The sequence below is a fragment of the Cryobacterium sp. TMT2-42-4 genome (assembly GCF_004402645.1).
Classification (GTDB): domain Bacteria; phylum Actinomycetota; class Actinomycetes; order Actinomycetales; family Microbacteriaceae; genus Cryobacterium; species Cryobacterium sandaracinum.
In genome coordinates this window covers 35,555-59,715 of the sequence record NZ_SOFT01000015.1, presented here as the reverse complement: position 1 = coordinate 59,715, position 24,161 = coordinate 35,555, and the positions used below count along the sequence as shown (strand labels likewise).

At 63.7% G+C, this 24,161-nt stretch carries 20 protein-coding genes and 1 pseudogene; 10 read left to right on the top strand and 11 right to left on the bottom strand.

The features are described 5' to 3' along the window. Positions 1-116 precede the first annotated feature (116 nt). The 5 genes from E3O18_RS04410 to dnaA form a co-directional block, all read right to left on the bottom strand. On the bottom strand, positions 117-605 hold the full coding sequence (locus tag E3O18_RS04410; RefSeq protein ID WP_241976487.1) for a DciA family protein: 489 nt from the start codon (positions 603-605) through the stop codon (positions 117-119). After that, a complete protein-coding gene (gene recF, locus E3O18_RS04405) occupies positions 598-1,785 on the bottom strand; it encodes a DNA replication/repair protein RecF (RefSeq protein ID WP_134394360.1) in 1,188 nt (395 codons plus the stop codon). The genes E3O18_RS04410 and recF overlap by 8 nt, the downstream gene beginning before the upstream one ends. A 5-nt stretch (positions 1,786-1,790) precedes the next feature. Beyond that, the gene (gene gnd, locus E3O18_RS04400) at positions 1,791-2,678 is read right to left on the bottom strand and encodes a phosphogluconate dehydrogenase (NAD(+)-dependent, decarboxylating) (protein WP_134417602.1); all 888 of its coding nucleotides are present in this window, start codon (positions 2,676-2,678) and stop codon (positions 1,791-1,793) included. Between the two features lie 22 nt (positions 2,679-2,700). Further along, the gene (gene dnaN, locus E3O18_RS04395) at positions 2,701-3,849 is read right to left on the bottom strand and encodes a DNA polymerase III subunit beta (RefSeq protein ID WP_134394362.1); all 1,149 of its coding nucleotides are present in this window, start codon (positions 3,847-3,849) and stop codon (positions 2,701-2,703) included. A 363-nt stretch (positions 3,850-4,212) separates the two neighbouring features. Further along, the gene (dnaA, locus tag E3O18_RS04390) at positions 4,213-5,631 is read right to left on the bottom strand and encodes a chromosomal replication initiator protein DnaA (RefSeq protein ID WP_104100645.1); all 1,419 of its coding nucleotides are present in this window, start codon (positions 5,629-5,631) and stop codon (positions 4,213-4,215) included. Between the two features lie 401 nt (positions 5,632-6,032). On the opposite strand from dnaA, the gene rpmH reads away from it, so the two are divergent. The 8 genes from rpmH (at position 6,033) to E3O18_RS04350 (ending at position 11,011) form a co-directional block, all read left to right on the top strand. Further along, positions 6,033-6,170, top strand: a complete 138-nt coding sequence (gene rpmH / locus E3O18_RS04385) for a 50S ribosomal protein L34 (RefSeq protein WP_104100646.1) — start codon at positions 6,033-6,035, stop codon at positions 6,168-6,170. 8 nt (positions 6,171-6,178) lie between these two features. After that, positions 6,179-6,568, top strand: a complete 390-nt coding sequence (gene rnpA / locus E3O18_RS04380; RefSeq protein WP_134394363.1) for a ribonuclease P protein component — start codon at positions 6,179-6,181, stop codon at positions 6,566-6,568. A gap of 3 nt (positions 6,569-6,571) precedes the next feature. Continuing rightward, positions 6,572-6,883, top strand: a complete 312-nt coding sequence (yidD, locus tag E3O18_RS04375; protein WP_134394364.1) for a membrane protein insertion efficiency factor YidD — start codon at positions 6,572-6,574, stop codon at positions 6,881-6,883. A 7-nt stretch (positions 6,884-6,890) separates the two neighbouring features. Then, positions 6,891-7,862, top strand: a complete 972-nt coding sequence (gene yidC, locus E3O18_RS04370) for a membrane protein insertase YidC (RefSeq protein WP_104100649.1) — start codon at positions 6,891-6,893, stop codon at positions 7,860-7,862. Positions 7,863-7,896: 34 nt separating this feature from the next. Beyond that, positions 7,897-8,391: a R3H domain-containing nucleic acid-binding protein gene (locus E3O18_RS04365; RefSeq protein ID WP_241976490.1), complete on the top strand. Its 495-nt coding sequence runs from the start codon at positions 7,897-7,899 to the stop codon at positions 8,389-8,391. Between the two features lie 11 nt (positions 8,392-8,402). After that, complete coding sequence (rsmG, locus tag E3O18_RS04360; protein ID WP_134394367.1) at positions 8,403-9,035, top strand: 16S rRNA (guanine(527)-N(7))-methyltransferase RsmG; 633 nt, start codon at positions 8,403-8,405, stop codon at positions 9,033-9,035. Between the two features lie 132 nt (positions 9,036-9,167). After that, complete coding sequence (locus tag E3O18_RS04355; RefSeq protein ID WP_134394368.1) at positions 9,168-10,061, top strand: ParA family protein; 894 nt, start codon at positions 9,168-9,170, stop codon at positions 10,059-10,061. Then, a complete protein-coding gene (locus tag E3O18_RS04350) occupies positions 10,061-11,011 on the top strand; it encodes a ParB/RepB/Spo0J family partition protein (RefSeq protein ID WP_134417600.1) in 951 nt (316 codons plus the stop codon). The genes E3O18_RS04355 and E3O18_RS04350 overlap by 1 nt, the downstream gene beginning before the upstream one ends. A 2,161-nt stretch (positions 11,012-13,172) precedes the next feature. Here E3O18_RS04350 and E3O18_RS04345 read toward each other — a convergent pair. The 6 genes from E3O18_RS04345 to E3O18_RS04320 all read right to left on the bottom strand — a co-directional run bounded on the left by E3O18_RS04345 (position 13,173) and on the right by E3O18_RS04320 (position 21,043). Further along, on the bottom strand, positions 13,173-14,129 hold the full coding sequence (locus tag E3O18_RS04345; protein WP_134417598.1) for an ATP-grasp domain-containing protein: 957 nt from the start codon (positions 14,127-14,129) through the stop codon (positions 13,173-13,175). Between the two features lie 48 nt (positions 14,130-14,177). After that, positions 14,178-15,497, bottom strand: coding sequence for a PLP-dependent aminotransferase family protein (locus E3O18_RS04340; RefSeq protein WP_134417596.1), 1,320 nt, complete (start codon positions 15,495-15,497; stop codon positions 14,178-14,180). 118 nt (positions 15,498-15,615) lie between these two features. Beyond that, positions 15,616-15,939 carry a thioredoxin gene (trxA, locus tag E3O18_RS04335; protein ID WP_104100656.1) on the bottom strand — a complete coding sequence of 108 codons (324 nt, stop codon included), beginning with the start codon at positions 15,937-15,939 and terminating at the stop codon, positions 15,616-15,618. A gap of 43 nt (positions 15,940-15,982) precedes the next feature. Continuing rightward, positions 15,983-16,945 (bottom strand): thioredoxin-disulfide reductase, encoded by a 963-nt coding sequence (gene trxB / locus E3O18_RS04330; RefSeq protein ID WP_134394372.1) that lies wholly within the window; start codon positions 16,943-16,945, stop codon positions 15,983-15,985. A 101-nt stretch (positions 16,946-17,046) separates the two neighbouring features. After that, positions 17,047-18,666: a lipid II flippase MurJ gene (locus E3O18_RS04325; RefSeq protein ID WP_347232333.1), complete on the bottom strand. Its 1,620-nt coding sequence runs from the start codon at positions 18,664-18,666 to the stop codon at positions 17,047-17,049. Then, complete coding sequence (locus E3O18_RS04320) at positions 18,659-21,043, bottom strand: DUF6049 family protein (protein ID WP_134417594.1); 2,385 nt, start codon at positions 21,041-21,043, stop codon at positions 18,659-18,661. The genes E3O18_RS04325 and E3O18_RS04320 overlap by 8 nt, the downstream gene beginning before the upstream one ends. Before the next feature lie 81 nt (positions 21,044-21,124). Between E3O18_RS04320 and E3O18_RS04315 the strand changes: the two genes are divergently transcribed. Next, positions 21,125-22,555 carry a CCA tRNA nucleotidyltransferase gene (locus tag E3O18_RS04315; protein WP_134394375.1) on the top strand — a complete coding sequence of 477 codons (1,431 nt, stop codon included), beginning with the start codon at positions 21,125-21,127 and terminating at the stop codon, positions 22,553-22,555. Positions 22,556-23,660: 1,105 nt separating this feature from the next. Continuing rightward, a pseudogene (rpsF, locus tag E3O18_RS16840) lies at positions 23,661-24,008 on the top strand (30S ribosomal protein S6); the annotation flags it as partial. Between the last annotated feature and the right edge of the window lie 153 nt (positions 24,009-24,161).

The following is a 24,161-nucleotide window of genomic DNA, read 5'->3' as shown; positions in this document are numbered from 1 at the left end:
ATGGGGCTCCTGACCGTCGCGCGGGCGACCCTTTAGCCTACCAAACGTGCCAAGCACTGCGGGCCAAATCGGGCATCTGCGGCGTTTAATGCACCGGGTTGACCTGTTTTGGACAGCTACCCGTAGGTATCGCGTGGACCGCGCCCTGGAATTGATCTGGGACCCTTTTTCCAGGAGGGGGCGTTAGGCCCTTGAAAACGGATCGACTCGATGCCTGCGTCCGGATACTTCACGGCGATATGCGTCATAATCTCCACCCGCATCATGCGCAGCTGCGTCGCCCAGGCCGTCGACTCACACTGCACCGTCAGAACGCCCTCGTCGATTCCAACCGGGGTCGAGTGTTTCGACGTCTCCTCGCCGGCCAGCAGGGTCCAGGAGGCAAGCAGCTCCGATTGGGCCAGTGGTGAATTCCAGCCCAGCTGCAGAGTGAGCAAATTGATCGTATCGCTCAGTCCCCGAGGATCCCGGCCCGCGCCAAACGGAACGCTCGAGCCGATTTCGGTTCCAGGGCGCCGTCGGGCGCGGTTGCGCTTGGCGTTTGGGTCACCGAATACGTCCTTGAAGCGCAGGTAGACCCGGGAGGCCTCGCTCGGCTCAGCCATCGACGACCGCCCCGGCATGGATGTGGATGGTGTGCGCGGTGAGTTCTTCCGGCACGTCTTCGAGCACCGCCGCGGTGATCAGGACCTGTTCGAAACCGGTGACGGCGGCGGATAGACGTTTCCGGCGGCTCAGATCCAGTTCGGCGAAGACGTCGTCCAGGATCAGGACCGGGTCGCCCGTCGTGGAATCCCGGCGCAGCAGCTCCGCCGAGGCGAGTTTCAGGGAGAGGGCGAACGACCACGACTCACCATGGCTGGCATAGCCCTTGGCGGGCAGTGCATTGAGCACGAAGACCAGGTCGTCCCGATGCGGTCCGACCAGGGTCATACCCCGGTCGAGCTCCTTGCGACGAAGGGCGGCCAGTGCCGTGCGAAACGAGTCCCCGGTGGTCGATCCTGACGAAACCGAGGCTGACGAAACCGAACCGGGGGGAACCGAGCCCGTCGAGGCCATCGCTTCCATCGCTGCATCCTCGTCTGCACCCAGGATGCTGAGCGAGGGAACCAGCATCGGCCCATGGTCTTCCCCCGCGACCGCCCGGTACGCGGCGCCCAGAGGTGGCCCGAGCAGGCGAACGAGTTCGGCCCGCTCATCGATGATTTCGGAGCCGAGAGCAACGAGGCGATCGTCCCAGATTTCGAGTGTTCCAAGCTGGGTTGTGCGCACGCCCGAGGCCCGCGCCGACTTCAGCAGCGTATTCCGCTGGCGCAGCACCCGGTCGTAGTCGGCCAGAACCCCGCTGAGCCGGGGGGTGCGAAGCACGAGCAATTGGTCGAGGAATCGTCGGCGTCCGGACGGGTCACCCCGAACCAGTGCCAGATCTTCAGGGGCGAAGAGCACGCTGGAGAAAAAACGTGGGAGTTCTCGAGTCTTGATCACCGACCGGTTGACCTGGGCTCGGTTCAGGCCCGAGCGGTTGATCTGCACCTCGGTCAGGATCTCGCGGCCGTTGAACTCGAGCTTGGCCCGGATGATGCCCGCGTCGCGACCGGCCCTGATCATGGCGGAGGTGTTGGAGACCCGGTGCGAACTGAGGGTACTGAGAAATCCCAGGGCCTCGACGAGATTGGTCTTTCCCTGCCCATTCCGGCCCACGAGCAGATTGGGTCCCGGCGCGAACGGCACCTCGACCTGCGCATAGTTACGAAAGTCGGTCAGCGAAAGGTGTTGGACCCGCACTCGGGTCAGTCGGCCGTTTTGACGGCGTGGCCGCCGAACTGATTGCGCAGGGCCGCGACCGCCTTCATCGCGGGGGAGTCGTCCTGCCGGGACACGAACCGCGCGAAAATGGCCGCGCTGATCGTCGGTACGGGAACCGCGTTATTGATGGCCTCTTCGATGGTCCAGCGGCCCTCACCGGAGTCCTCGACGAAACCCTCGATGTTCTGAAGTTCCGGGTCGTCGTCCAAAGCTCGCACGAGAAGTTCAAGCAGCCAGGACCGCACCACGGTGCCGCGCTGCCAGGCCTTGAACACGCCGGGAACGTCGGTGATCAGGTCGCTACGCTTCTCCAGCAGTTCATAGCCCTCGGCGTATGACTGCATGAGGGCATATTCGATTCCGTTGTGCACCATCTTCGCGTAATGCCCGGCGCCGACCGCGCCGGCATGCACGAAACTCTCGTAGCGTGGACCCTCGGGGCGCAGGGCGTCAAAGACGGGCATGGCGCGCTCCACCTGTTCGGCGGCGCCACCGACCATCAGCCCGAATCCGTTGGTCAGGCCCCACACGCCCCCGGACACTCCGGCGTCGACGTAATGCACGCCCGACGCCGCCAGTAGAGCGGCATGGGCGAAGTCATCGGTGAAGCGCGAGTTTCCGCCGTCGATGACGAGGTCGCCGGCACACAGCTCAGTGGCCAATTCGGCGATCACGGCATCCGTCGCGGCACCGGCCGGGACCATTACCCAAACAAGCCGCGGAGCCGGCAGACCGGCAATCAGCTCGGCGATGCCGGCAACGTCCGAGATCTCGGGGTTCCGGTCGAAACCAGTGACCTCGACGCCATTGGCCCGCAGACGGTCGCGCATATTCGCGCCCATTTTTCCCAGGCCGATGATGCCGATGTGCATGGCTGTTCCTTCCGAGATTGTTCTAGCGCAACAGTAGGTTGGGCTGGAGCAGATACTTGTAGCTGTCGGCGCCCGGCTGATCCCGAGAGGTCTGGCTGGTGATCAGAACCGGGCCCGGCTTGTTGGGATTCTCGGTCTTCGTGAAGGAGATTCGCACAAATTCAGAGTGCACCGCGCCCAGCCCGTCCAGCAAAAACTGGGGTTTCAACGAAACGACCGTGTCCGTTCCGGACAGGATCGCGTCGATCGTCTCCGATGCCTGAGCCTGCTCGGATCCAACCGCCTCGAGGGTGAGACCGTCGGCGGTGAAGGTGAACCGCAGTGCTGCCTCGCGCTCGAGGACGAGCTGCACTCGACGAGTCGCCTCGATCAGGTCCGCCGTATTCATCACCGCGTAGTTGTCCACGTTATCGGGGAACAGGCGCCGCACGGGTGGATAGTTTCCCTTGATCAAAAGGGAGGTGACGGTTTTCTTATCGGCGGTGAACGCGATGAGCTCTCGGTCGTCGGTGTGGGTGATCGCGATGGAAATCGTGCCGCTGTGACCGAACGTCTTGCCGACCTCCTGCAGGGTGCGGGCCGGAACGAGGGCCGTGACGGTGTCGGTGGTCGTGGTGCTGCCTTTATCCCAGTCGATCTCGCGCACGGCAACGCGGTACCGGTCCGTGGCCACGAGGCTGAGGCTGTTTTCCGTGATTTGCAGCTGTACACCGGTGATCACGGGGGTGACATCGTCACGGGAGGCGGCCACAGCCACCTGGGCGACAGCGGCCGAGAACTCTTCGGCGGGCACGAGGCCGGACTGCGCGCTGACCTGCGGAATGCTCGGGTATTCCTCAACCGGCATGGAGAGCAACGTGAAGCTTGCACTGCCACAACTGACCGTGATCCGGGATTCGTTGGTCGAGAACCTCACCGGTGCGTTGGGCATCCGGCTGGCGATGTCGGCGAGGAGTCGTCCGGAGACGAGAACTTTGCCGACTTCTTCGACGTCGGCGGCGATTTCGGTTTGCGCGGAGACCTCGTAGTCGAACGAGGAGAGGATCAGCCCGGTTGCCGTCGCCTCGATCAGCACACCGCTCAAAATCGGCAGCGTCGTGCGCTGGGGAAGGAGCTTGACAGCGAAAGAGACGGCTTCACTGAAGACGTCCCGGTTGGCCTGAAATCTCACGAAGTCACTCCTGTTCGGTTAGAGACCTGGATACGGCCTCAATGGTAGCCGTGTTTTACGGAGCAAATTTTTGCAACCGCCCAGCACTCAAGGTTGTTGGATGGAGAGAAAGAGAAGTTAATTGTTAATCTTCTTAACCGGTGTGGAAACTGTGGATAACTCGTGGGATGCCGCCTGCCGACTGGGAACTACAAACTTGTAACTTGTTGGCAGCCTGTGAGTGCCCAGCACACTTCGGTGTCGTGCCGGTTTGGCAAGGAGGGGAGTTTGCACAACCACGTGCTGAGTTTCTACAGGTTGTGCCCAGTTGTGTAAACAATTTCCACAGGGTTATCCACAGGTGTGAAAACTGAAGAAATACCGCTATTTGTAACGGTGGTTTTGCTTGATGCGGTTCGTGAGCTCGGTCACCTGGTTGTAGATCGACCGGCGTTCCTTCATCAGCTCGCTGATCTTCTTATTCGCGTACATCACCGTGGTGTGGTCGCGGTTGCCGAATAATTGGCCGATCTTGGGCAGGGAGAGGTTGGTCAGCTCACGGCAGAGGTACATCGCGATCTGGCGCGCTGTGGCGATCGCCTGCGACCGGGATGACCCGTAGAGGTCATCGACGGAGAGCTTGAAGTAGTCGGCGGTGTTGGTGATGATATCGACGGGCGCGATCACGTTGTCCTCATCGAGGGTGATCAGGTCCTTCAACACCGTCTGCACCAGGTCCATGTCGACCGGGGTGCGGTTGAGGCTCGCGAAGGCCGTTACCCGGATCAGGGTTCCCTCGAGTTCACGGATGTTCGAGGAAACCTTTGAGGCCATGAACTCGAGAATGTCGTGCGGGACCTGGAGTTTCTCGCTCTGTGCCTTCTTGCGTAGGATCGCGATGCGCGTTTCCAGGTCGGGGGCCTGGACATCCGTGATCAGGCCCCACTCAAAGCGTGACCGCATTCGGTCCTCAAAACCGGTGAGGTGCTTGGGCGGGAGGTCGCTCGTGATCACCACCTGCTTGTTGTGATCGTGCAGGGTGTTGAAGGTGTGAAAGAAGGCTTCCTGCGTTTCCGCCTTACCCTGCAGAAATTGGATGTCGTCGATCATCAGGATGTCGATGTTGCGGTAACGCGACTGGAACGCGGAACCACGGTTGTTGGCGATCGAGTTGATGAAGTCGTTGGTGAATTCCTCGGAGCTGACATAACGCACCCGGATGCCGGGGTACAGGCTCATCGCGTAGTGGCCGATGGCGTGCAGGAGGTGGGTTTTGCCGAGGCCGGACGACCCATAGACGAAAAGGGGGTTGTAGGCCTTCGCCGGCGCCTCCGCTACCGCTACCGCCGCGGCGTGTGCGAAGCGGTTGGACTGGCCGATCACGAAGTTGTCGAAGCTGTACTTCGAGTTCAACCGGGTGTCATGGGGCCGCTCGGGTGAACTGCTCTCGAATACCGATTGCGGTGCGGCTGGGGTTTCCACATCGGGGGGAGAACTTGATTCGTGCACCGGCCGGATGGATTCCTTTTCCAGCTCGGGATTGACGACCACATAAAAAGTGGACACCGCTGACGCCTCATCCAGGTGGCCCATCGCCGTCAGGAGCGGCACCCGCATGCGTTGATTGAGCATGCTGGCCGTGAACTCGTTGGGCACCTCGAGGTAGAACGTGCCGGCGGCGATACCCTTGGGTTCGACCAGGTTGAGAAAGCCGTACAGCATCGGCGTGATGCTGTCGTCGGATTCCAGGCTGGTCAGGACAGACCGCCAGGTCTCCGTGATGGGCTGTTCTTCGGTGGCCATGGTTTTCTCCGCTTTTCTCTCATTGTTGCCTTCTACAACGACGGAGATCGAGGACTGGGCTCGTCTCTGAACGCGTAATCCAGCCAAAGCATCCACAAGGTTATCCACCGCCTGTGGGCAAATAAGCCCCAATTCACAGGGTTTGTTGAAAACCTGTGGATAACTTGTCCTCACGGTAGTCAATCACCGCCAGTCCGGACAAATTCGTTCGCATTTCGTGCGCGTGTCGATGCTCGAAATGGGCGCAATTGTGTGTACAACCGATGATTTCGGGAGGTCGAGTTTGACCATCACCGGCCAAAGCCGTAGTTTTAATCAGTTGACCCCAGCCCGAGGGCTACCTCACTCTTTCCCGGCCGCTCAGTTTGGCCTACGGAGATTTAACACGTGGAGACAAGACAATGAGCAAGAGAACGTTTCAGCCAAACAATCGCCGTCGCGCCAAGGTGCACGGCTTCCGCCTTCGCATGAAGACCCGTGCCGGCCGCGCGATTCTGGGTGCTCGCCGTCGCAAGGGTCGCATCGAACTCTCCGCATAAGCACTCTCGTGCTTGCGGGGGCCAATCGCATCACCGCCGGTGACGACTACAAGTCGGTCGTGCGCAGGGGTGTGCGCATCGTCGGCCCGCACCTGGTGACGTATCTGCGCCGGAATCCCGACGGGGCTCCGGCACGGTTTGGTTTCATTGTGGCGAAAAACGTGGGTGTCGCCGTGCGGCGCAATCAAGTCCGACGTCGTTTGAAGGCGGCGAGCTACGCGGTGCTGCTCTCTACGCGGCCCGGCACGGATGTTGTCATCCGCGCTCTGCCGTCGGCAGCGGATGCGCCGTGGTCGTCCCTGCATGCGGAACTATCCGTGGCCCTGGAGAAGTTTCAGCGCACCGCGGTCACATCCGTCGCCGGTAAGGCCCCGGCAGCGATCCGATCGGATCGCTGACTGATGAACAGGTTCTTGATCACGCTCGTACTCCTCCCACGCAACGCGGGGGTTCTCGTACTGCGTGCGTACAGAGCCGTGATTTCCCCGCTCTACGGCGATGTTTGCCGGTACTACCCCTCCTGTTCGGCGTATGCACTCGGCGCCGTTCAGGAATACGGACTCGTCATGGGATCAGCCCGAGCCGCGCTGCGGCTGGGCCGATGCCATCCGTGGGCCGAAGGCGGGATCGATGACGTTCCCCTCAGGCGGAAGCGTCGCTTCATCGTGACGTCGTTTGGTTTTGTTATCGCAGCGAGCCACGGAAAGGGCTGACGCAAAGATGGACCTCCTAGGTACGATACTCTGGCCGCTGAAATGGGTCGTCGAGGCTCTGCTCGTCGCATTCCACTCCCTCTTCTCCGTCATGGGGATGAACTACGACGACGGCCTCACATGGGTGCTCTCGATCGTTGGTCTCGTGATCGTTGTCAGGGCCGCCCTGATTCCCATCTTCGTGCGGCAGATCAAGAGCCAGCGCAAGATGCTGGAGGTCGCGCCGCAACTCAAGAAGATCCAGGACAAGTACAAGGGCAAGAAAGACCAATTTTCGCGCGAGGCCATGTCCCGTGAGACCATGGAGCTCTACAAGCGCACAGGCACCAACCCGCTGAGCTCCTGCCTGCCTCTGTTGCTGCAGATGCCGATCTTCTTCGCCCTGTTCTCAGTATTGAATGACGCGCAACGCAGTCAGGCTGGGGTCGGCCCGCTCAACGATGATCTCGCGAAGAGTTTTGGAAACGCCACCCTCTTCGGCGACGCGCCGCTGCATGACTCGTTCGCGTCTCAGTGGACGAAAATGGTAGCTGGTCAGGACTTCAATGCGGTCGTCATGTGGATCGCGGCCATCATGGTGGTCCTGATGACCGCCTCGCAGTTCATCACCCAGCTACAGATCGTCTCCAAGAATATGTCGCCGGAGACCAAGGCGAGCCCCATGTTCAAGCAGCAGCGCATCATGCTCTACCTGCTTCCCCTTGTCTTTGCCTTCTCCGGTGTCGCCTTCCCCCTCGGCGTCATGTTCTACTGGCTCACCTCGAACATCTGGACAATGATCCAGCAGTTCCTGGTCATCCGGAATATGCCCACTCCCGGCAGTGAGGCCGCCAAGGCGCGCGAAGAGCGACTGGCCCGAAAGGGTAAACTCATCGCCACGGATGGTGACGTCATTGTGGTCGAAGAACCCAAGAAGCCTCAGCGTCAGCAGCCGGTCGCAAAGAATCGTGCCAAGAAGCAATCCGGCCCAAAAAAATAAGAAGAGACCCAACGTGACTGAGAACACTGACGTTATCGCCGCACCTGGACCCGCGGACGATTCCCCCACGCTCGGCCAGCTCGAGCAGGAGGGGGATATCGCCGCGGACTATATCGAGGAATTCCTCGATATCTGCGACCTCGACGGGGACATCGACATTGACGCGCGGAATGGGCGGGCATACCTGTCCGTCAATTCCGCGGATGTCGCGAACCTGCGTCTGCTCTCCAAGCCGGAAACCGTCAATGCCCTGCAGGAGTTGACGCGACTGGCCGTGCAGAACAAGACCGGAGCTTTCTCGCGATTGATCCTGGATATCGGCGGCTCGCGCGATGCCCGGCAGGCCGAATTGGCTTCGCTGGTGTCCCACGCCGTAGAACGCATCCAGGCGGGTGCCGCCGAGGCATCACTGCCGCCGATGTCTTCCTACGAGCGCAAGCTCGTGCATGACCTGGTGTCGGAAGCGGGTTTCGTCTCTGAGTCCAAGGGCGAGGGCCGGGACCGCCATACGGTCATCTCCGCTGCGTAGTACATTGAAATATCGTGACTCACACTCTTGAGGCGGAGCCGGCCGTTGCCGCGGATCTCTTCGGTGACCAGATCGAGGTTGCCCGCGCCTTCGTGGCCCACCTGGCTGCGCAGGGCGAGGAACTCGGCCTGATCGGCCCGGTGGAAGTACCACGCCTGTGGAGTCGACATATCCTCAACTGTGCGATCGTGGCGCCGCTGCTCCGACCCGGTCTCGTCGGCGATGTCGGTTCGGGGGCCGGGTTACCCGGCTTGGTGCTGGCGATCGCCCGGCCGGATGTGACGTTCGTACTCATCGAGCCCATGGAGCGCCGGGTCGCGTGGTTGACCGGCCAAGTGACCGCGCTCGGCCTGACCAATGCGACCGTGCTCCGGGCTCGGGCGGAAGACGTTCGGCTGCCTGGGCGGCTTGACCAGGTGACCGCCCGTGCGGTCAGTGCCTTCCGCACCCTGATTCCTCTCACGGCCCCCCTTCTGAATCCCGGCGGCGAGTTGGTGCTGATGAAGGGCGCGGGCGCCGCGGCTGAGGTCGAAGCCGCGGCGAAGGCCATCCGTAAGTTCCGGCTCAGCAATGTCGAGGTGATCACTCTCGGCGAGGGCGTGCTGCAGGATGTGACCCGAGTCATAAGGGCTACAGTGGATTAGTCCCTGGTGTCTGCTCTTGTCAGGGCTGAGGCACAACCGGAGTCCCTGCGGGGGTGGCTCATCAATCGTCGAACGCGAAGGTTTCACGTGAAACAACCTGGCGAAGACCAGCAATCAAACAAAGCGGCCGCGGTGTTTGACGATACGACCCCGCTTGCGCGTGAGATTTCTGACCTGACGCGGCGCCGACAGCGGATTGCCTCTGAGAGACTGCCGAAGCCGGAGAAGACGCGCGTCATCACCATCTCGAACCAGAAGGGTGGCGTCGGCAAGACCACGACCGCGGTCAACTTGTCGGCGGCTCTGGCCCGTCAGGGCGCGCGCGTTCTGGTGATCGACTTGGACCCCCAGGGCAACGCGTCCACAGCCCTGGGCGTCGAACATCGCGCGGAGACCCCCAGCGTTTACGACGTCATCGTCAACGACGAGGACATGGCTGCGGTCGTTCAGACCAGCCCGGAGTTCGGCTCGCTGTTCTGTGTGCCGGCCACCATCCACCTCGCGGGTGCAGAAATAGAGCTCGTCTCCCTGGTCGCCCGGGAGCAGCGTCTCAACCGTGCTCTCGAATCGCACCTGAAAACAATGGATGACCCCTACGATTACGTTTTCATCGACTGCCCCCCGTCTCTGGGACTCTTGACGATCAACGCCTTCGTCGCGGCCCGCGAGGTGCTGATCCCGATTCAGTGTGAGTACTACGCGCTCGAAGGTCTCAGCCAGCTGCTCAAAAATATTGAATTGATCGAGAAGCACTTGAACCCGGACCTCGGGGTGTCCACGATTCTGCTCACGATGTACGACAGCCGCACCAACCTGGCGAACCACGTGGCCCAGGATGTGCGTGAACACTTCCCCAAGCAGGTTCTGAACACCCTTATACCGCGTTCCGTGCGTGTCTCTGAGGCGCCGAGCTACGGTCAGAGCGTTATCAGTTACGACCTCAACTCTGCCGGATCACTCTCATACCTCGAAGCAGCAGCAGAGATCGCCCATCGGGGCGCCCCCAAGACAGGAGTCGCACTCTAATGGCTAAACGGACTGGGCTTGGCCGGGGGATCGGTGCACTTATCCCCATTCAGGACGATCCGACGCAGGCGCGTCCAGTCGATGTGTTCTTCCCATACGCCAATGCGGTGCGCCCGAACGAGACCGAGGGGCTCCTCCCGGTTCCGGGTGCGCGGCTCGCTCACCTCAATCCCAGCGACATCGTGCCGAACCACGTCCAGCCGCGGAGCACCTTCGATGAGGCCGACCTGGCCGAGCTGGTACACAGCATCCAGGAAGTCGGCGTGCTTCAGCCCATCGTGGTTCGTTCCATTGTGGAGCAGCCCGGCAAATACGAATTGGTGATGGGGGAGCGTCGGCTTCGCGCGACGAAGGTGGCCGGGCTGACCACCATTCCGGCTATCATCCGTGAGACGGCGGATGTCGACATGCTGCGTGACGCGCTGCTGGAGAACCTGCATCGCGCACAGCTGAACCCGCTTGAGGAGGCCTCCGCCTACCAGCAACTGCTGGCCGATTTCGGCATCACCCAGGAAGAGCTGGCACAGAAGATCGGTCGGTCGCGGCCTCAGATCACCAACACCATCCGTTTGCTGAAGCTTCCCGAGGCCGTGCAGATGCGCGTTGCCGCCGGTGTTCTGTCTGCCGGGCACGCGCGAGCGATCCTCTCCGTCGGGGATCAGGCGGGCATGGTCAAGCTGGCCGACAAGATCGTTAACGAGGATCTTTCCGTGCGGGCAGCGGAGGCTGCGGCCGCGATGCAGCCACGTGTCGATTCTGTCAAGCCCATGGGCGGACGTCGTCAGGGACACCTCGACGAGATCGCGGAACGCCTCGGTGACCGACTCGACACCCGCGTTAAGATCCACTTGGGCGCACGAAAAGGCCAGATCAAAGTTGATTTCGCCACGATCGGTGATCTCAATCGCATTCTCGACGTCCTCGGTGAACCCGGTTTCGGAGCCAGCTAGCCTCACCCCACAGTGACGAGCGCCCCGTTGTTTGACCGCTCGGTGGGCGACCAGCCGGTGGCTGACCATCCGGAGGTTGACCAACCGGTGGCTGCCTAGCCGGTGGCTGCCTAGCCGGTGGTCAATTACCCCGTGTTCGAGTGAGGCGACACCCGCCCTGCCCATCTCGCTCCGAGCCGACCGTGTTTCACGTGAAACATGAGCATCGACCATCACCCGCGCGTCGAACCCGGCCGCGGTGTTCAAGCCAGTCCAGAGTCTGCCCCTTCACCCTTTCCGGTGGTGGGGCCTGTCGACACCCGACACCCGACACCTCGTCTGCACGTCCATCCAGATACGCTGGACCGTCCGCTCAGGCCGGCCTGCACATCGTCAGACCGACCCGCGGTCATCGCCAGCGGAGTCTCCGGGTCGATCAAATCGGTCATCAACTGCACATTAGACGTCACCAGGAAGCAACCTAAGCACGACCGAGACAAAACAAAAATCCGCATCACGGCCCCTATGGGGCCTAAATCCTGCGCTTCAGAAACCGTGCACTCAAGAAGCGGACCGACCAGCCCACCCTGGATGCACGGTTCGACTCATGGCGCTCACTTCGAGTGAGCAGCCGGCCTGCGCCGAAAAAGACTTGCCTGCAGAGAGTGCAGCGATCCAGTGCTCACAGGTTGTGACAGGCTTGGCCACCGTCCCGTCCCGGTGGTGCACCGTGCCCAAGATTGGTTCGCGTCGATCCGTTTCGGTGGTCGACGTCGTCACGCGTCGGGCACCGCGGGTCCTTCCAGGTGACCGTGCATGACGCGGACCAACTCGGTGGATCATAAGTGTTTCGCGGGTAAGGTTCATCGGTGAAGCCACCCTTGGCTCCCGTCAACCGAGGACTTGTTCCCCACGGCTCGTGTGGTTGGCCCCGCCGTTTATGAAACACGAAGGAGAGGCGCCTGCACCGAGTGCCGCGCGAACTCACCAGGACCCGCGGAAGGCCGTATCGGCAGCGCGTTTTTGTCCCTGATCCAGAATGCCGGGAACCAACCGCGTCGAGCTCAAGAATCCCGACAGGAAGACCCACAGATATGACGTTCAGACCGGGTGGGCCTCCATGCGCACGGGATACAGCGCGCTGCGTAGGCGAGAAGTATCGTCTCCCCGTCCCGTCCCGTCCCGTCCCGACACTGTCATGTTTCACGTGAAACACACTTCGAGTTCGGATCCGGGCCCAAAAAGCTCGACACTGGTGCAGCTTCGCAGCGTCGCCACCTCCGCGCACCTGTGCTGGTGCCCATTCCGGTCTCGACAGTCGACCAACGATTTGAGTGTGTTCGTGAGATCGGGGATTGTCAGCGGATGCAACCGCCACGGCCTGGCTGGCGTCTGTCACAGTCGCATTTCGATCCGCCACTCGCGCCGACCTGATTAATGTCTCCGGTGTGTATCGCGACTGATCCTGGGCACACGGTGCGGCGGAACGGTGAGAATGTCCTACCGCGCTTTGGCGCTGTGTGCCGACTACGTGGAGGTGCAATAGGTCGTCTGTGGTCGGGTCTCATTCCACCGGCTCGGGTCACGGCGGCCGAACTCGCGAAGGAGGAACGCTGCCACAGGGGTGGGTAGGGGAGGGGTCAGTCACACCGAGCTTGCTCGCCCCGTGGATGTCCTCGGGCCGGTTCGTACGTGGAGACTCGGTTGCTTGGTGTCTGGTGCGGTCAGCGAGTGCAGGTGTCGTGGGCGTTTCACGTGAAACCTTGAATTCCGCAGAACAGGGTCTCGGTCAGCGGACGGTGGCGAGTGTGGCCGGGGCTGTCCCTCGCGGGCATTGTTGATCCATTAATGCTTCTCGACGCAGGAAGACTTCGGCGACGTCGTCGGCAGCACCTGGAAGTGAGGTCGCGGACTCTTTCACTACACTGGCGGAAAGGGTGACGCACACACACACACACACACACCCGGCGCCGGCGTCCGGGCATTCGTCGGGCAGACACAGGGATTGCAGGGCGTCCATGCCGGCAGGGCGGGCAGTGTGGGCGGTGTGGGCGCCGGGGTGGGTGCTCGACAACCACCACCGGCGTGAGGGGGGGTGGCGCGCCCTCGAAGAGCTCGTCCACCGACGGGCATCAGTAGCGCCAGAACCATGTTTCACGTGAAACACGGTCCACGGCGCGTACTACGAGCCGGCGATGGCGGCTCGGGCGAGGGCGTCGTAGACGGCCCCGAGAGACTGACCGGAAGCCTCGATGCACATGGGTACCAGGGACGTCTCGGTCAGACCCGGAAGCACGTTCGCTTCCAGGAACCAGGGAACGCCATCCGAGTCCACGATCAGGTCGATGCGGGAGATGTGGCGCAGGCCGAGCAGTTCATGGATGGCGACCGCGGTTTGGGCCACCAGTTCCGCAAGCTCCGCGTGGATCCGGGCCGGTGTGTAGAACAGCGTCTCTCCCGCGTTGTAGCGGGCTTCGAAGCTGTAGACGCCGTCAATGGGCACGATCTCCACGGCGGGCAGTGCAACGGGGCCGTCTCCGATGTCGATGACCGTGACCGCGAGTTCGGTACCCTCGACCTTCTCCTCCACTAGGGCGACCGTGGCATAGGTGTAGGCGTCCACCATGGCACGCGGCAGTCCGGCGGGGGAGTCGATGATGTTGACCCCCTGGGCCGAGCCGCCCTCGGCCGGTTTCACCACGAGCGGCGTGGACAGGGCCGTCAGAAGGTGCTCGAGGACGCTGGCGGCACCGAGATCGCGGAACGTCTCGGAGGACAGGGCGATTGCGTCGGGGGTGGCGTAGCCGGCCCGGCGCACGAGCTCCTTGGCGATCGGCTTCGACCAGGCCAGACGGGCCGGTCCACCCAGGGAGCCCACATGCGGTATCCCGGTGGTCTCCAGCAGGGCCAGGAGTGCCCCGTCCTCACCAGTGGCTCCGTGCACAACCGGCCAGATCACATCGGGTTTCCGCATGGTCAGATCGGCGAGCAGGCCGGCCTGCGGGTCCAGAGCGGTGACGGTGTGGCCCAGGCTCGTCAGTGCATCCGCGACCCGGCGACCCGAACGCAGTGAGATGTCCCGCTCGTGCGAGATCCCGCCCGCGAGGACAACGATGTCAAGTGGCAAAAAATCGCTCATGGTCAGGTTTTCCTTGCTTTGGCTGGTGTGGATACCGAGGAAGACGAACTACGAAATGTCGGGGGGCGGGGAGTTGAAGCGGCCTTCTGCGCGCAGCGGGTTCAGGGAACCGGTGCCGGCGAAGGTCTCGAGCAGGTCGAGTTCATCACGGAGGACGGATGCGAGGCGACGGATTCCGACCCGGATGTGATCCGGCGTCGGGTAGCAGAACGAAAGGCGCATGTTGCGCCGCCCGTCGCCGTCGGCGAAGAACGCGGTGCCGGGCGTGTACGCCACGAGTTCCTTGACCGCCCGCGGCAGCATGGCCTTGGAGTCCAGTCCCTCTGGGAGAGTGACCCAGACGTAGAACCCTCCGTTCGGATTGGTCCAGGTGAGGCCGGGCAGGTACTCTTCCAGGGCGTCCAGCAGTGCGTTCTTGCGCTCGTGGTAGACCCCGCGGAAGGTGTTGATCTGGCCCTTCCAATCAGACGTCGCCAGGTACTCGGAAATCACCAGCTGGCTGAACGAGCTGGGGGAGAGCACCGCGGCCTCGTTGGCAAGCACCAACTTCTCCCGGATGGCGTGCGGGGCCAGCGCCCAACCGACCCGGAAGCCCGGGGCGAGGGTCTTGGAAAACGTGCCCAGGTAGACGACTCCGTCCTCCTCGAGCGAGCGCATCGCATCCGGTGCCGGCTGGTCGAAGTAGAGCAGGCCGTAGGGGTTGTCTTCCAACACCAGGATGTCGTTCGCCCGGGCGATCTCGAGGATCTCGAGGCGACGGGCCCAGCTGAGGGTCACTCCGGCCGGGTTGTGGAAATTCGGGATCGTATACAGGAACTTGATGGTCTTGCCGGCTGCCTTGAGGCGCTGGATGTGCTGGCGGAGCGCTTCGGGAATGAGGCCGTGCTCGTCCATAGGAACGTGCTCGACCTCGGCCTGATAGGACTTGAAGATGACCATGGCCGTGACGTAGCTGGGGCCCTCCGAGAGCACCACGTCGCCTGGGTCGAGAAAAAGCTTACTGACCAATTCGAGGGCATGCTGGGACCCTGTCGTCACGACGACATCGTCTGCGTGCGCACGGATGCCTTCAAGCCCCATCACCTCGAGTATCTGCTCCCTCAGAACGGGAACACCCTGACCAGAGCCGTATTGGAGAGCCACGGGGCCCTGCTGGCGCATGACCCGGTCCATGGCGTTGATGACCAGGTCGGGCGGTAGGGCGGCGACGAAGGGCATGCCGCCGGCCAGTGAGACGACCTCGGGGCGGGAGGCGACCGCGAAGAGAGCCCTGACCTCGGAGGCGCGCAACCCCGCGGCTCGCTCGGCGTAGTGGTGGTGCCACGGGTCGAGGTTGTTGCCGGTCTGGGGGGAGCGCTTCGCTGTCACGTCACTTCCGATCTGGTGAGGTTTCAATCGTATGCGGTCGGTACCATCCGGCCCGAATCCCAAAAAACCCGCCCGGCGTGAGCCGGACGGGTCGGGGCCTCGGAAGAGGCAGGGACGGTTAGGCCAGGTAGGCGGCCAAATCCTTCTCGAGAGCGACCTTCGGCTTGGCGCCGATGACGGTCTTGACGACCTCGCCCTTCTGGAACACCTTCATCGCCGGGATGGAGGTGATCTGGTACTTGGCGGCCAGCGCCGGGAAGTCGTCGACGTTCAGCTTGACGATGTCGAGCTTGTCAGCGTTCTCGCTGGCAATCTGGTCGAGGATCGGGCTGACGGCGCGACACGGGCCACACCATTCCGCCCAGAAGTCCACCAGAACGGTCTTTTCGTTGTTGATGACTTCCTGGTCGAAGGTGACGTCGGTGACGGCGCGTGCAGACATGTGGTTACTCCTTAGTTGAGGGTTAGGTGACTTCGGTGAGGGGTTATGCGAGTGCGGGTTCGCCGGCGCTGGCCAGCAGGTCCTCGGGAAGCGAGGCCAGGTAGTGCTCCGCGTCGAGTGCGGCGACGGTTCCGGAGGCCGCTGCGGTTACCGCTTGGCGATAGGTCGGGTCGATCACGTCCCCGGCGGCGAAAACACCGGTCTGGCTGGTTTTCGAGCTGCGACCGGCGACGGCGATGGTGCCTTCGGGGGTCAAGTCGAGCTTGGTGTGCACGAGGTGCGTGCGCGGGTCGTTGCCGATGGCCACGAAGATTCCGCCGAGAGGGAGCATGGTTTCGTCACCCGAGACGGTGTTGCGCAGAACCAGGCCGTCGACGGCATCCGTGCCGGTGATGCCGACGACCTGGGAATTCCAGAGGAATTCAATCTTGGGATTGGCGAACGCACGGTCCTGCATGATTTTGGAGGCCCGCAGGGTGTCCTTGCGGTGCACGACGTAGACCTTGCTGGCGAAGCGGGTGAGGAAGGTGGCCTCTTCCATCGCGGAGTCGCCGCCTCCGATCACGGCGATCGTCTTCTCCTTGAAGAAGAAGCCGTCGCAGGTGGCGCACCAGGAAACGCCGCGGCCGGATAGGCGCTCTTCGTCGTCCAGGCCCAGCTTGCGGTAGGCGGAACCCGTGGCGAAAATCACGGCGAGGGCTTCGTGCTTCTCGCCGCTGCCCAGAGTGATGGTCTTGGTGTCGCCGGAAAGCTCGAGCTCGGTGACATCGTCATAGACGACCTCGGTGCCGAACCGCTCGGCCTGCTCCTGCATCTTGGACATCAGTTCCGGTCCCTGGATGCCGTCGGGGAAGCCCGGGTAGTTCTCCACCTCGGTTGTGTTCATCAGTTCGCCGCCGGCCTCGACCGAACTTGCGATCAAAAGCGGCTTCAGGTTCGCCCGGGCGGCATAGATCGCGGCCGTGAAACCGGCCGGTCCGGAGCCGATGATGATGATCTGACGCACGCGTAGACTCCTTCAGATTATGGGGGAAGCGATCTCGATTGCCTCGCTGCCGGATACAACACATCCTAATCGGATGCTATTCCACGCCGGCTGGGGACCGGTCAGCGACGACGGATGCGGTCGATCAGCGGGTCGATGAAGCCGCGCAGCTCAGCGGTGCGCATGAGGAGCAGCAGGCCGAAGTAGACGCCTGACATGGCGAGGCCGATGACGATCATGGTGAGAACGGCCTGGAACTTCCCGGACAGGGCGAATCCGGCCTCCTGGGTGCCGCCAAGCACGAGCAGGAGGAGAACGCCGGCCGTGATCGCGGGCACAGCCGCGACGAAGTACTTCACGAGGCTGCGCAGGATGCGCCGGCCGTCGATGCCGCCGAGGCGCACACGGAGCAGCCCTGCCGCCAGCAGGGCCTGCGCGATGCCGGACACGGTGACCGTGAGTGCGACGCCCGCTGCGATCCAGGCGCTGGGCAGGAGCGAGCAGGCAAGGACGCCGATGATGACCAGCGTCACCTGGAACAGGGTGAAGTAGAACGGCGTACGGGTGTCGCCGAGCGCGTAGAAGGTGCGTTGTACGACGAACAGGACGCAGAACGCGACGAGGCCGAGCACGTAGGCGACGATGACGTTGCCGATGCTCTGTACCTGGTCGTAGGGGGCGACGAAGACCCGGGCGAACGGGTAGGCGCAGACCGCGATGACGGCGGAGGCGAGCACGATGATCAGGGTGGTGCCGCGGATGGCGGAGGAGGCATCCGTTCTGACCAGGGCCAGCTTGCCCACCGAGGCGTGCTCGCTCATCCGGGTGAAGTAGGCGGTGGCGACCGAGACGGTGATCACCGAATGCGGGAGCATGAAGATGAGCCAGGCCGTGTTGAGTGCGGCGACCGAGGCGTCGGAGTCGCCGGCGAGGGTGACCACCCGGGTCTCGACGACGCCGGCCAGGGTGGTCAGCAGGAGCATCCCAAAGGTCCAGCTCGCCATCCGGCCGGCCACGCCGAGACCGACGCCGCGGAAGCGGAAGTCGGGGCGGAAGCGCAGACCGATGCGGTGCCAGAAATAGAACAGGACGACCGCCTGCAGCACGACGCCGAGCGTGGCGCTCCCGGCGAGGACGGCGATCATCGCGGGCGTGAACTCGGTGGCCAGCCGGGTCCCGTTCGGGTCGGCTCCGTAGAGCGCCGAAAAGGTGAGCAGGCCCGCGATTGCCACGACGTTGTTGAGTACGGGAACCCAGGTGAACGGGCCGAAGGACTTGCGGGCGTTCAGGACCTCTCCGAGGACCGTATACAGGCCGTAGAAAAAGATTTGTGGCAGGCACCAGAAGGCGAACGCCGTGGCGAGGGCCAGCGAATCCGGCTTCATGTTGGACCCGTAGAGCAGGGTCAACAGTGGAGCAAGCGCGGTGGCTGCGATGGTGGTCGCGGCGAGGATGACCAGGGCCAGCGTGAGGAGTTTGTTGATGTACGCCGTGCCACCGTCGGCGTGCAGGCTGGCGCGCACGATCTGCGGCACCAGGACGGCCGTCAGCACCCCACCGGCCACGATGACGTAGACCGTGTTCGGAAGCTGATTCGCCACGGCGAAGGCGTTGGTGCTCTGACCGACCTGGCCGATCACCCCCGCCAGCACGATCAGCTTCACGAAGCCGAGGATGCGAGAAACAATGGTTCCGGAGGCGAGGAACGCGCTCGCCCGGCCGATGCTGTCGGTCTTAGGCACGGGGCTCCGTTGGGGCATCGGCCGTGCTGTCAGGGGTCAGCGGGCCGGGCGCAGCGTCGGCGGCCCCGGATTCGGGCTCTTCTCCTGGGTGTGCACCGGTGTCAGGGACTGTGGCCGGTTCTGCCTCTGGCTCAGGGGCGTCCGCAGTCTCAGTTTCGGCACGTTCCCGTCGGCGGCGCAGAATGTTGCGCCACACCCCGAACCCGAAGAACAGCACCACGAACGCGGCGAACAGGAGGGATCCGAGGCCTTCCCAGTCCGCGCGCACGTTGATCGGGATGAGTGCGGGTTGCGAGATGACCGTTCCCGCCGGAGTGAGCAGGGTCACGCGCAGGGTGACGGCGCCGTTTCCCACTGCGGCCGTCACCGGGATGGTCACGGTGCGGGCGGATTGGGCTTCGATGGTGGACTCCACCGCCTCGCCGACCAGGAGGCGTCCGTTGGAGGGAACGACCTGAACCATTACCGTCACGGCCTGGCTCAGGGCATTGTCCAGGGTCACCGGTATGTCGACCTGGCTGCCGACCACGTTGATGGGGCCCTTGGTCGCGACCGTGATCGAGCCCACGAGCGCCGCGGAGTTCGCGAGGCTGGTGCCGACGGCATCCGCCCAACTGGCCTCCTGGGATGCCCAGGAATTGGACAGCAGGGCCATCAGGTCCAGGCGCTGCGTGCCTGTGACGATCGCCGGGTCGGACAGTACGGAGGAAAAGTCGGCGACCGTCTTATCGGCCTCGAAGAGCTCGGCGGCCAGGGCCACGCGATCCTCCGGCTCGGCCTGGCTGTCAAACTCGACCTCTTCGGCTGGGACGGATGCCCGCACCTCCGGCAGGGTGGACGGCGCGTACCACCGCAAGCCGGCCAGCGCGTCGATGGTCTCGGTGAGTCGGTCCGCGCTGGGCGGCCACCCGCGGTCGAAAGTGGCCAGAAGGGTGCGCGCGGTTCCGGGGCGCTCGGCCGAGACGACCGCCAGCTGCGAGCTGACCTGGGACATGGCTTCGCGCCACGCGACATCCGTCGTCGCCGCCGCGGCAGTGCGCAGGGCGGCGGCCAGCGGGTCGTCGACGACCAGACCCGAACCGTGGCCGGTGCCGAGATCAAGAATTGCATTCGGGGTGAAGTCGCCGGCGGCCCCGGATGCGTTCGATCCGCCCAAAATAGTTGTGTTGAGGCCACTGGCCGCGAAAACGTCCAGGTCTGCACTCGCAACGTCACCCTCGGCCGGCCAGCCGATGTCAGTGGCGCTATATTCCCAAGCAAGCAACTCTTTCGTGGTGGGTGGTGTGCCATCGCTGGGGGGTGCGGGCTGGTCCGTTGTCGGCGCCGGTGTCTCGGTGCCTGGCGGGAGGGCAGGGTCGGAGTTCGGCGGCACGGGCTGGTCGGTCGCGGCGAACAAGGCAGGGTCGATCGCCTGGTCGAACGTGGTGGGCGTCAGCAGCGGCCCGGTGCCGGCTTGAGCCTGCAGGGCAAGGTCGGCATCTGCATAGCTGAGCGGGAATATATCGTTCGGAGCCTCGTCCAGCCGGTTCAGCCACGCGATTGCGCCGGGCGGTGCCGCCGAACCGAGGATTCGGATGGAAACAAGGATCAGCGGGTCAATGGCAATGGTGACCGGGCGTCCGACCACGCCGTCGAGCTGGCGGCTCAGAACACCGGTCGGCGCCGTGAAGGTTTCCAGTGCTTTTGACGTAATCAGGCCCGTCGACTGCGCGGGGACGGTGATCGGCATGATCACCGACATGTTGACGGGGGTGACCTCTTCGTCGGAATACCAGACGAAGGTGCCTCGGCCCTCGGCCCGCACCCTGTCGTCTGTGCTCAGGGTGGCGGCAATGCCGCGGGCACCCCAGGCGTTGCCGCTGGTGAGGCCCACGGAGCCGGCCGGCACGGTCAAGGTGAAGATCTCGGTGCTGTCCGGCTGAATGGACGCCGTCGTGGGCTCGCTCAGCATGAGATCGCCGGGTTTGCCGTTCTTCTCCGGATCCAGCCAGCTGTTGAGGGCGTTGCGGCTGATCAGGGCCCGTTCCGCGAGGAAGAGGTTGATGGTGCCCGGAGAGATGGTGTCAGGGGTCGCGTTCTCGACGGTGACGGTGACGGTGAGGTCCTGGCCGGCCTGGAGGGGCGCCAGTGTGGCGGGTGCCACGCTCAGGTTCACCGCATTGGCCCTTACGGCGGCGGGGGTCTTCGCCGTCGGGGCAGATGCCGATGTGGTTTCAGACGTGGTCGCGGATGCGGGCAGACCGGCGGAGGCGACCGGCAGAACTCCGGCCAGCAGGCCGATCAGAACGGCGCCGATCGGCCTCTTCGTGCGTGACCAGAGGCCGCGCATCGCTCCAGGGAGCGCGGGCCGACGCTTGAGAACAGACTCGGCCACCATGTACGGGATTCTACGGCTTCGACGCGGGGGTAACGCCGCACGGGGGCAGCCGGCATAGCTTCACCAACTAACATGGGGGTCATGCAGAGCGTTGCGACAGCCCTCAAGCGGCTGGGCGACCTGGCTGCCACCCCGACCGTTTCCCGATTGGCGACCGCGTTCCAGACGGCTGGACACGAATTGGCCCTCGTCGGCGGACCGGTCCGCGACGCCTTCCTCGACCGGCCGTTCAACGACCTCGATTTCACGACGGATGCCACGCCGGACCAGATCCTGCACCTCGTGAAGCCGATTTCGGATGCCCACTGGGATATCGGCCGCGCCTTCGGAACGATCGGCGCCCAAATCGCCGGCGAAAAGGTGGAGATCACGACCTACCGGTCGGACAGCTACGACGGCCAGACCCGCAAGCCCAAGGTGGTTTACGGCCACCGCCTGGAGGACGACCTGCTGCGCCGCGATTTCACGGTGAACGCGCTGGCTCTGCGCCTGCCGGGGCTGACTCTGGTCGACCCCGCGAACGGCATCGATGACCTCCTGGCCGGTATTCTGCGCACGCCGATTTCCCCGGAGATCTCGTTCGGCGACGACCCGCTGCGCATGATGCGGGCGGCCCGGTTCACCGCCCAGCTCGGATTCGCCCTCCACGCCGACACCGCGGAAGCGATGGAAGCGATGGCGGACCGCATCCGTAATATCTCAGCCGAGCGCATCGGCGACGAGCTCTCGAAGCTGCTGTGTGCGGACAATCCGCATGCCGGGCTCGAACTGCTGGTGGACTCCGGGCTCTGCAGCCGGGTGCTGCCGGAGATCCCCGCCCTGCGCCTCGAAGTCGACGAGCACCACCACCACAAGGATGTCTACCAGCACACCCTGACGGTGCTGGACCAGGCCATCGGCTACGAGAAGTCCCGCGGCAGCTTCGACGGCCCCGACCTGATCGTGCGCCTGGCGGCGCTGCTCCACGACATCGGCAAGCCCGCGACCCGCAAGCTCGAGCCGGGCGGCGTGGTCAGTTTCCACCACCACGACCTGGTCGGCGCGAAGCTGGCGAAGAAGCGGCTACAGGCCCTCCGTTTCGACAACGACACTATCGCCGCCGTGGCACGCCTGATCGAACTGCACCTGCGTTTTTTCGGCTACACCGAGGGTGCCTGGACGGACTCCGCGGTGCGGCGCTACGTGCGGGACGCCGGCGACCAGCTCGAACGACTGCACATCGTGACCCGTGCGGACGTCACCACCCGTAACCGCCGCAAGGCGGACCGGCTCGGCTTCGCCTACGACGACCTGGAACAGCGCATCACGGAGCTGAACGAACAGGAAGAGATGGCGGCGGTGCGCCCCGATCTCGACGGTGAGCAGATCATGGCCGTCCTCGGAGTGGGTCCGGGCCGTGACGTCGGCGAGGCCTACCGGTACCTGCTCGAGCAGCGGCTGGATGACGGGCCGCTCGGCGAAGACGAGGCCACCCGCCGCCTGATCGCCTGGTGGGCCGAGCGCGCACAGTAGGCCCTGCCGGCGCCTTCCGGGGCCAACTCTTCGCCGAGGTGAGACTCGAGATGCGGTGGCACTTCGCGAGCGGATGTGTGACTATTCCTCCACAGGACCTCCGCCGCCGATCTTGGACACAGGAGCCGCCCTTGCGATCGGAGCCAGTTGGCCGCACCACCAGCATGGCGCTATGAATCCCAACTCCCCGCATGACTGGCGGCCACTGTATCTCGGTCGTGACGCTCGGTTTCTCGGCAGCGATGGGCGTCCTGTTCAACGGCTGGTCGGGTCCGGTCACGCCGTTCGCCTACGACGTGGCGTTGCCGTTGACGCGACCGGCCGGGACACCATCAGCGATCGTGATCGGTACTTCTTGCGTATGCGCGCTGTGGAAGCCACCAGAAAGTCCCAGCCCGTCTACTCTCACGAATCGGCTGCTGTTTTGTGGGGACTGCCCCTCCTCGGCAGATGGCCCGACGAGGGCCACCTCCGAACGGCACGGCTGCGTTCGGGATCGACCGCGACATCCTGCTTGATCGACCCGACTCCGACGGACCAACGCGTGGGGCACGAGCCGCTCGGATCGCCATTGTCTTCGGCGACAATCGATCCGGTTCGGTGGGCGAGTCCCTCAGCCGGGGACAGATTCACCTGTGCGGATTCCCGCGCCCTCATGAACGGGCGTACCAGTAAAGAAGTCGTGTGGTCAGAAAAGCTTCACGAGGACCGGCTTCGCGGGACGGGGCACGGAATGGAGCGCTGGATCTGGGCGGAAGCGCTCCGCCGAGAGAGCCTGAAGCGGCTCCTGCTCGCCGCCGGACTGCGTCCGAACCAAGGAAATACCCCAACAGGTGAAGCGACCGTCGCCGTTCCTGCCGACCATCGCCGATAGAACGACGATGGTCGACACAGTTGGCGATTCTCGCGACAGCGGTGATGGACTCGGCGGCGACGAGGGCGACATCCGGGTGAACGGGCGGAGGCGGTGGCGGAGGGCCGCCGTTTCCGGTAGCCTTGGCAGGTTGTCTGTGCGCCGGATTCCCGGCCTCCGCTCACAACACATGCACAACCCTCCTGTTGCAGAGATTCTGCAGCCGTTTAGTCCGAAGGAGGTGGGTTAGTCATGCATCAGTACGAGTTGATGGTTATCCTCGATCCCGAGATCGATGAGCGCACCGTAGCTCCCAGCCTTGACAAGTTCCTCAACGTTGTTCGCAACGATGGTGGAAGCATTGACAAGGTTGACGTTTGGGGTCGCCGCCGTCTCGCTTACGAGATCAACAAGAAGTCCGAAGGCATCTACGCCGTTGTCGACTTCACCGCCAACGCTTCTGCCACGGCCGAGCTCGACCGCCAGCTGAAGCTGTCGGAAGCCGTCATGCGCACCAAAGTTCTGCGCGCAGAAGAAGGCATTGCCCAGGTTGCCGTCGCAAGCAAGCTTGCCGCCGAGAAGGCCGCCCGCAAGGCAGCCAACCCGAAGGTAATCGCTGCGAAGGCTGAAGCCGCCGCTGCCGCCCCGACCGCCAAGGTCGCCGCGTCCGTGAAGCCAGCATCGGCAGCTGCTGCCGCCGCGGTCAAGGCTGCTCCGGCCAAGGTCGAAGCCCCGGTTGTCGACGCTTCTGCC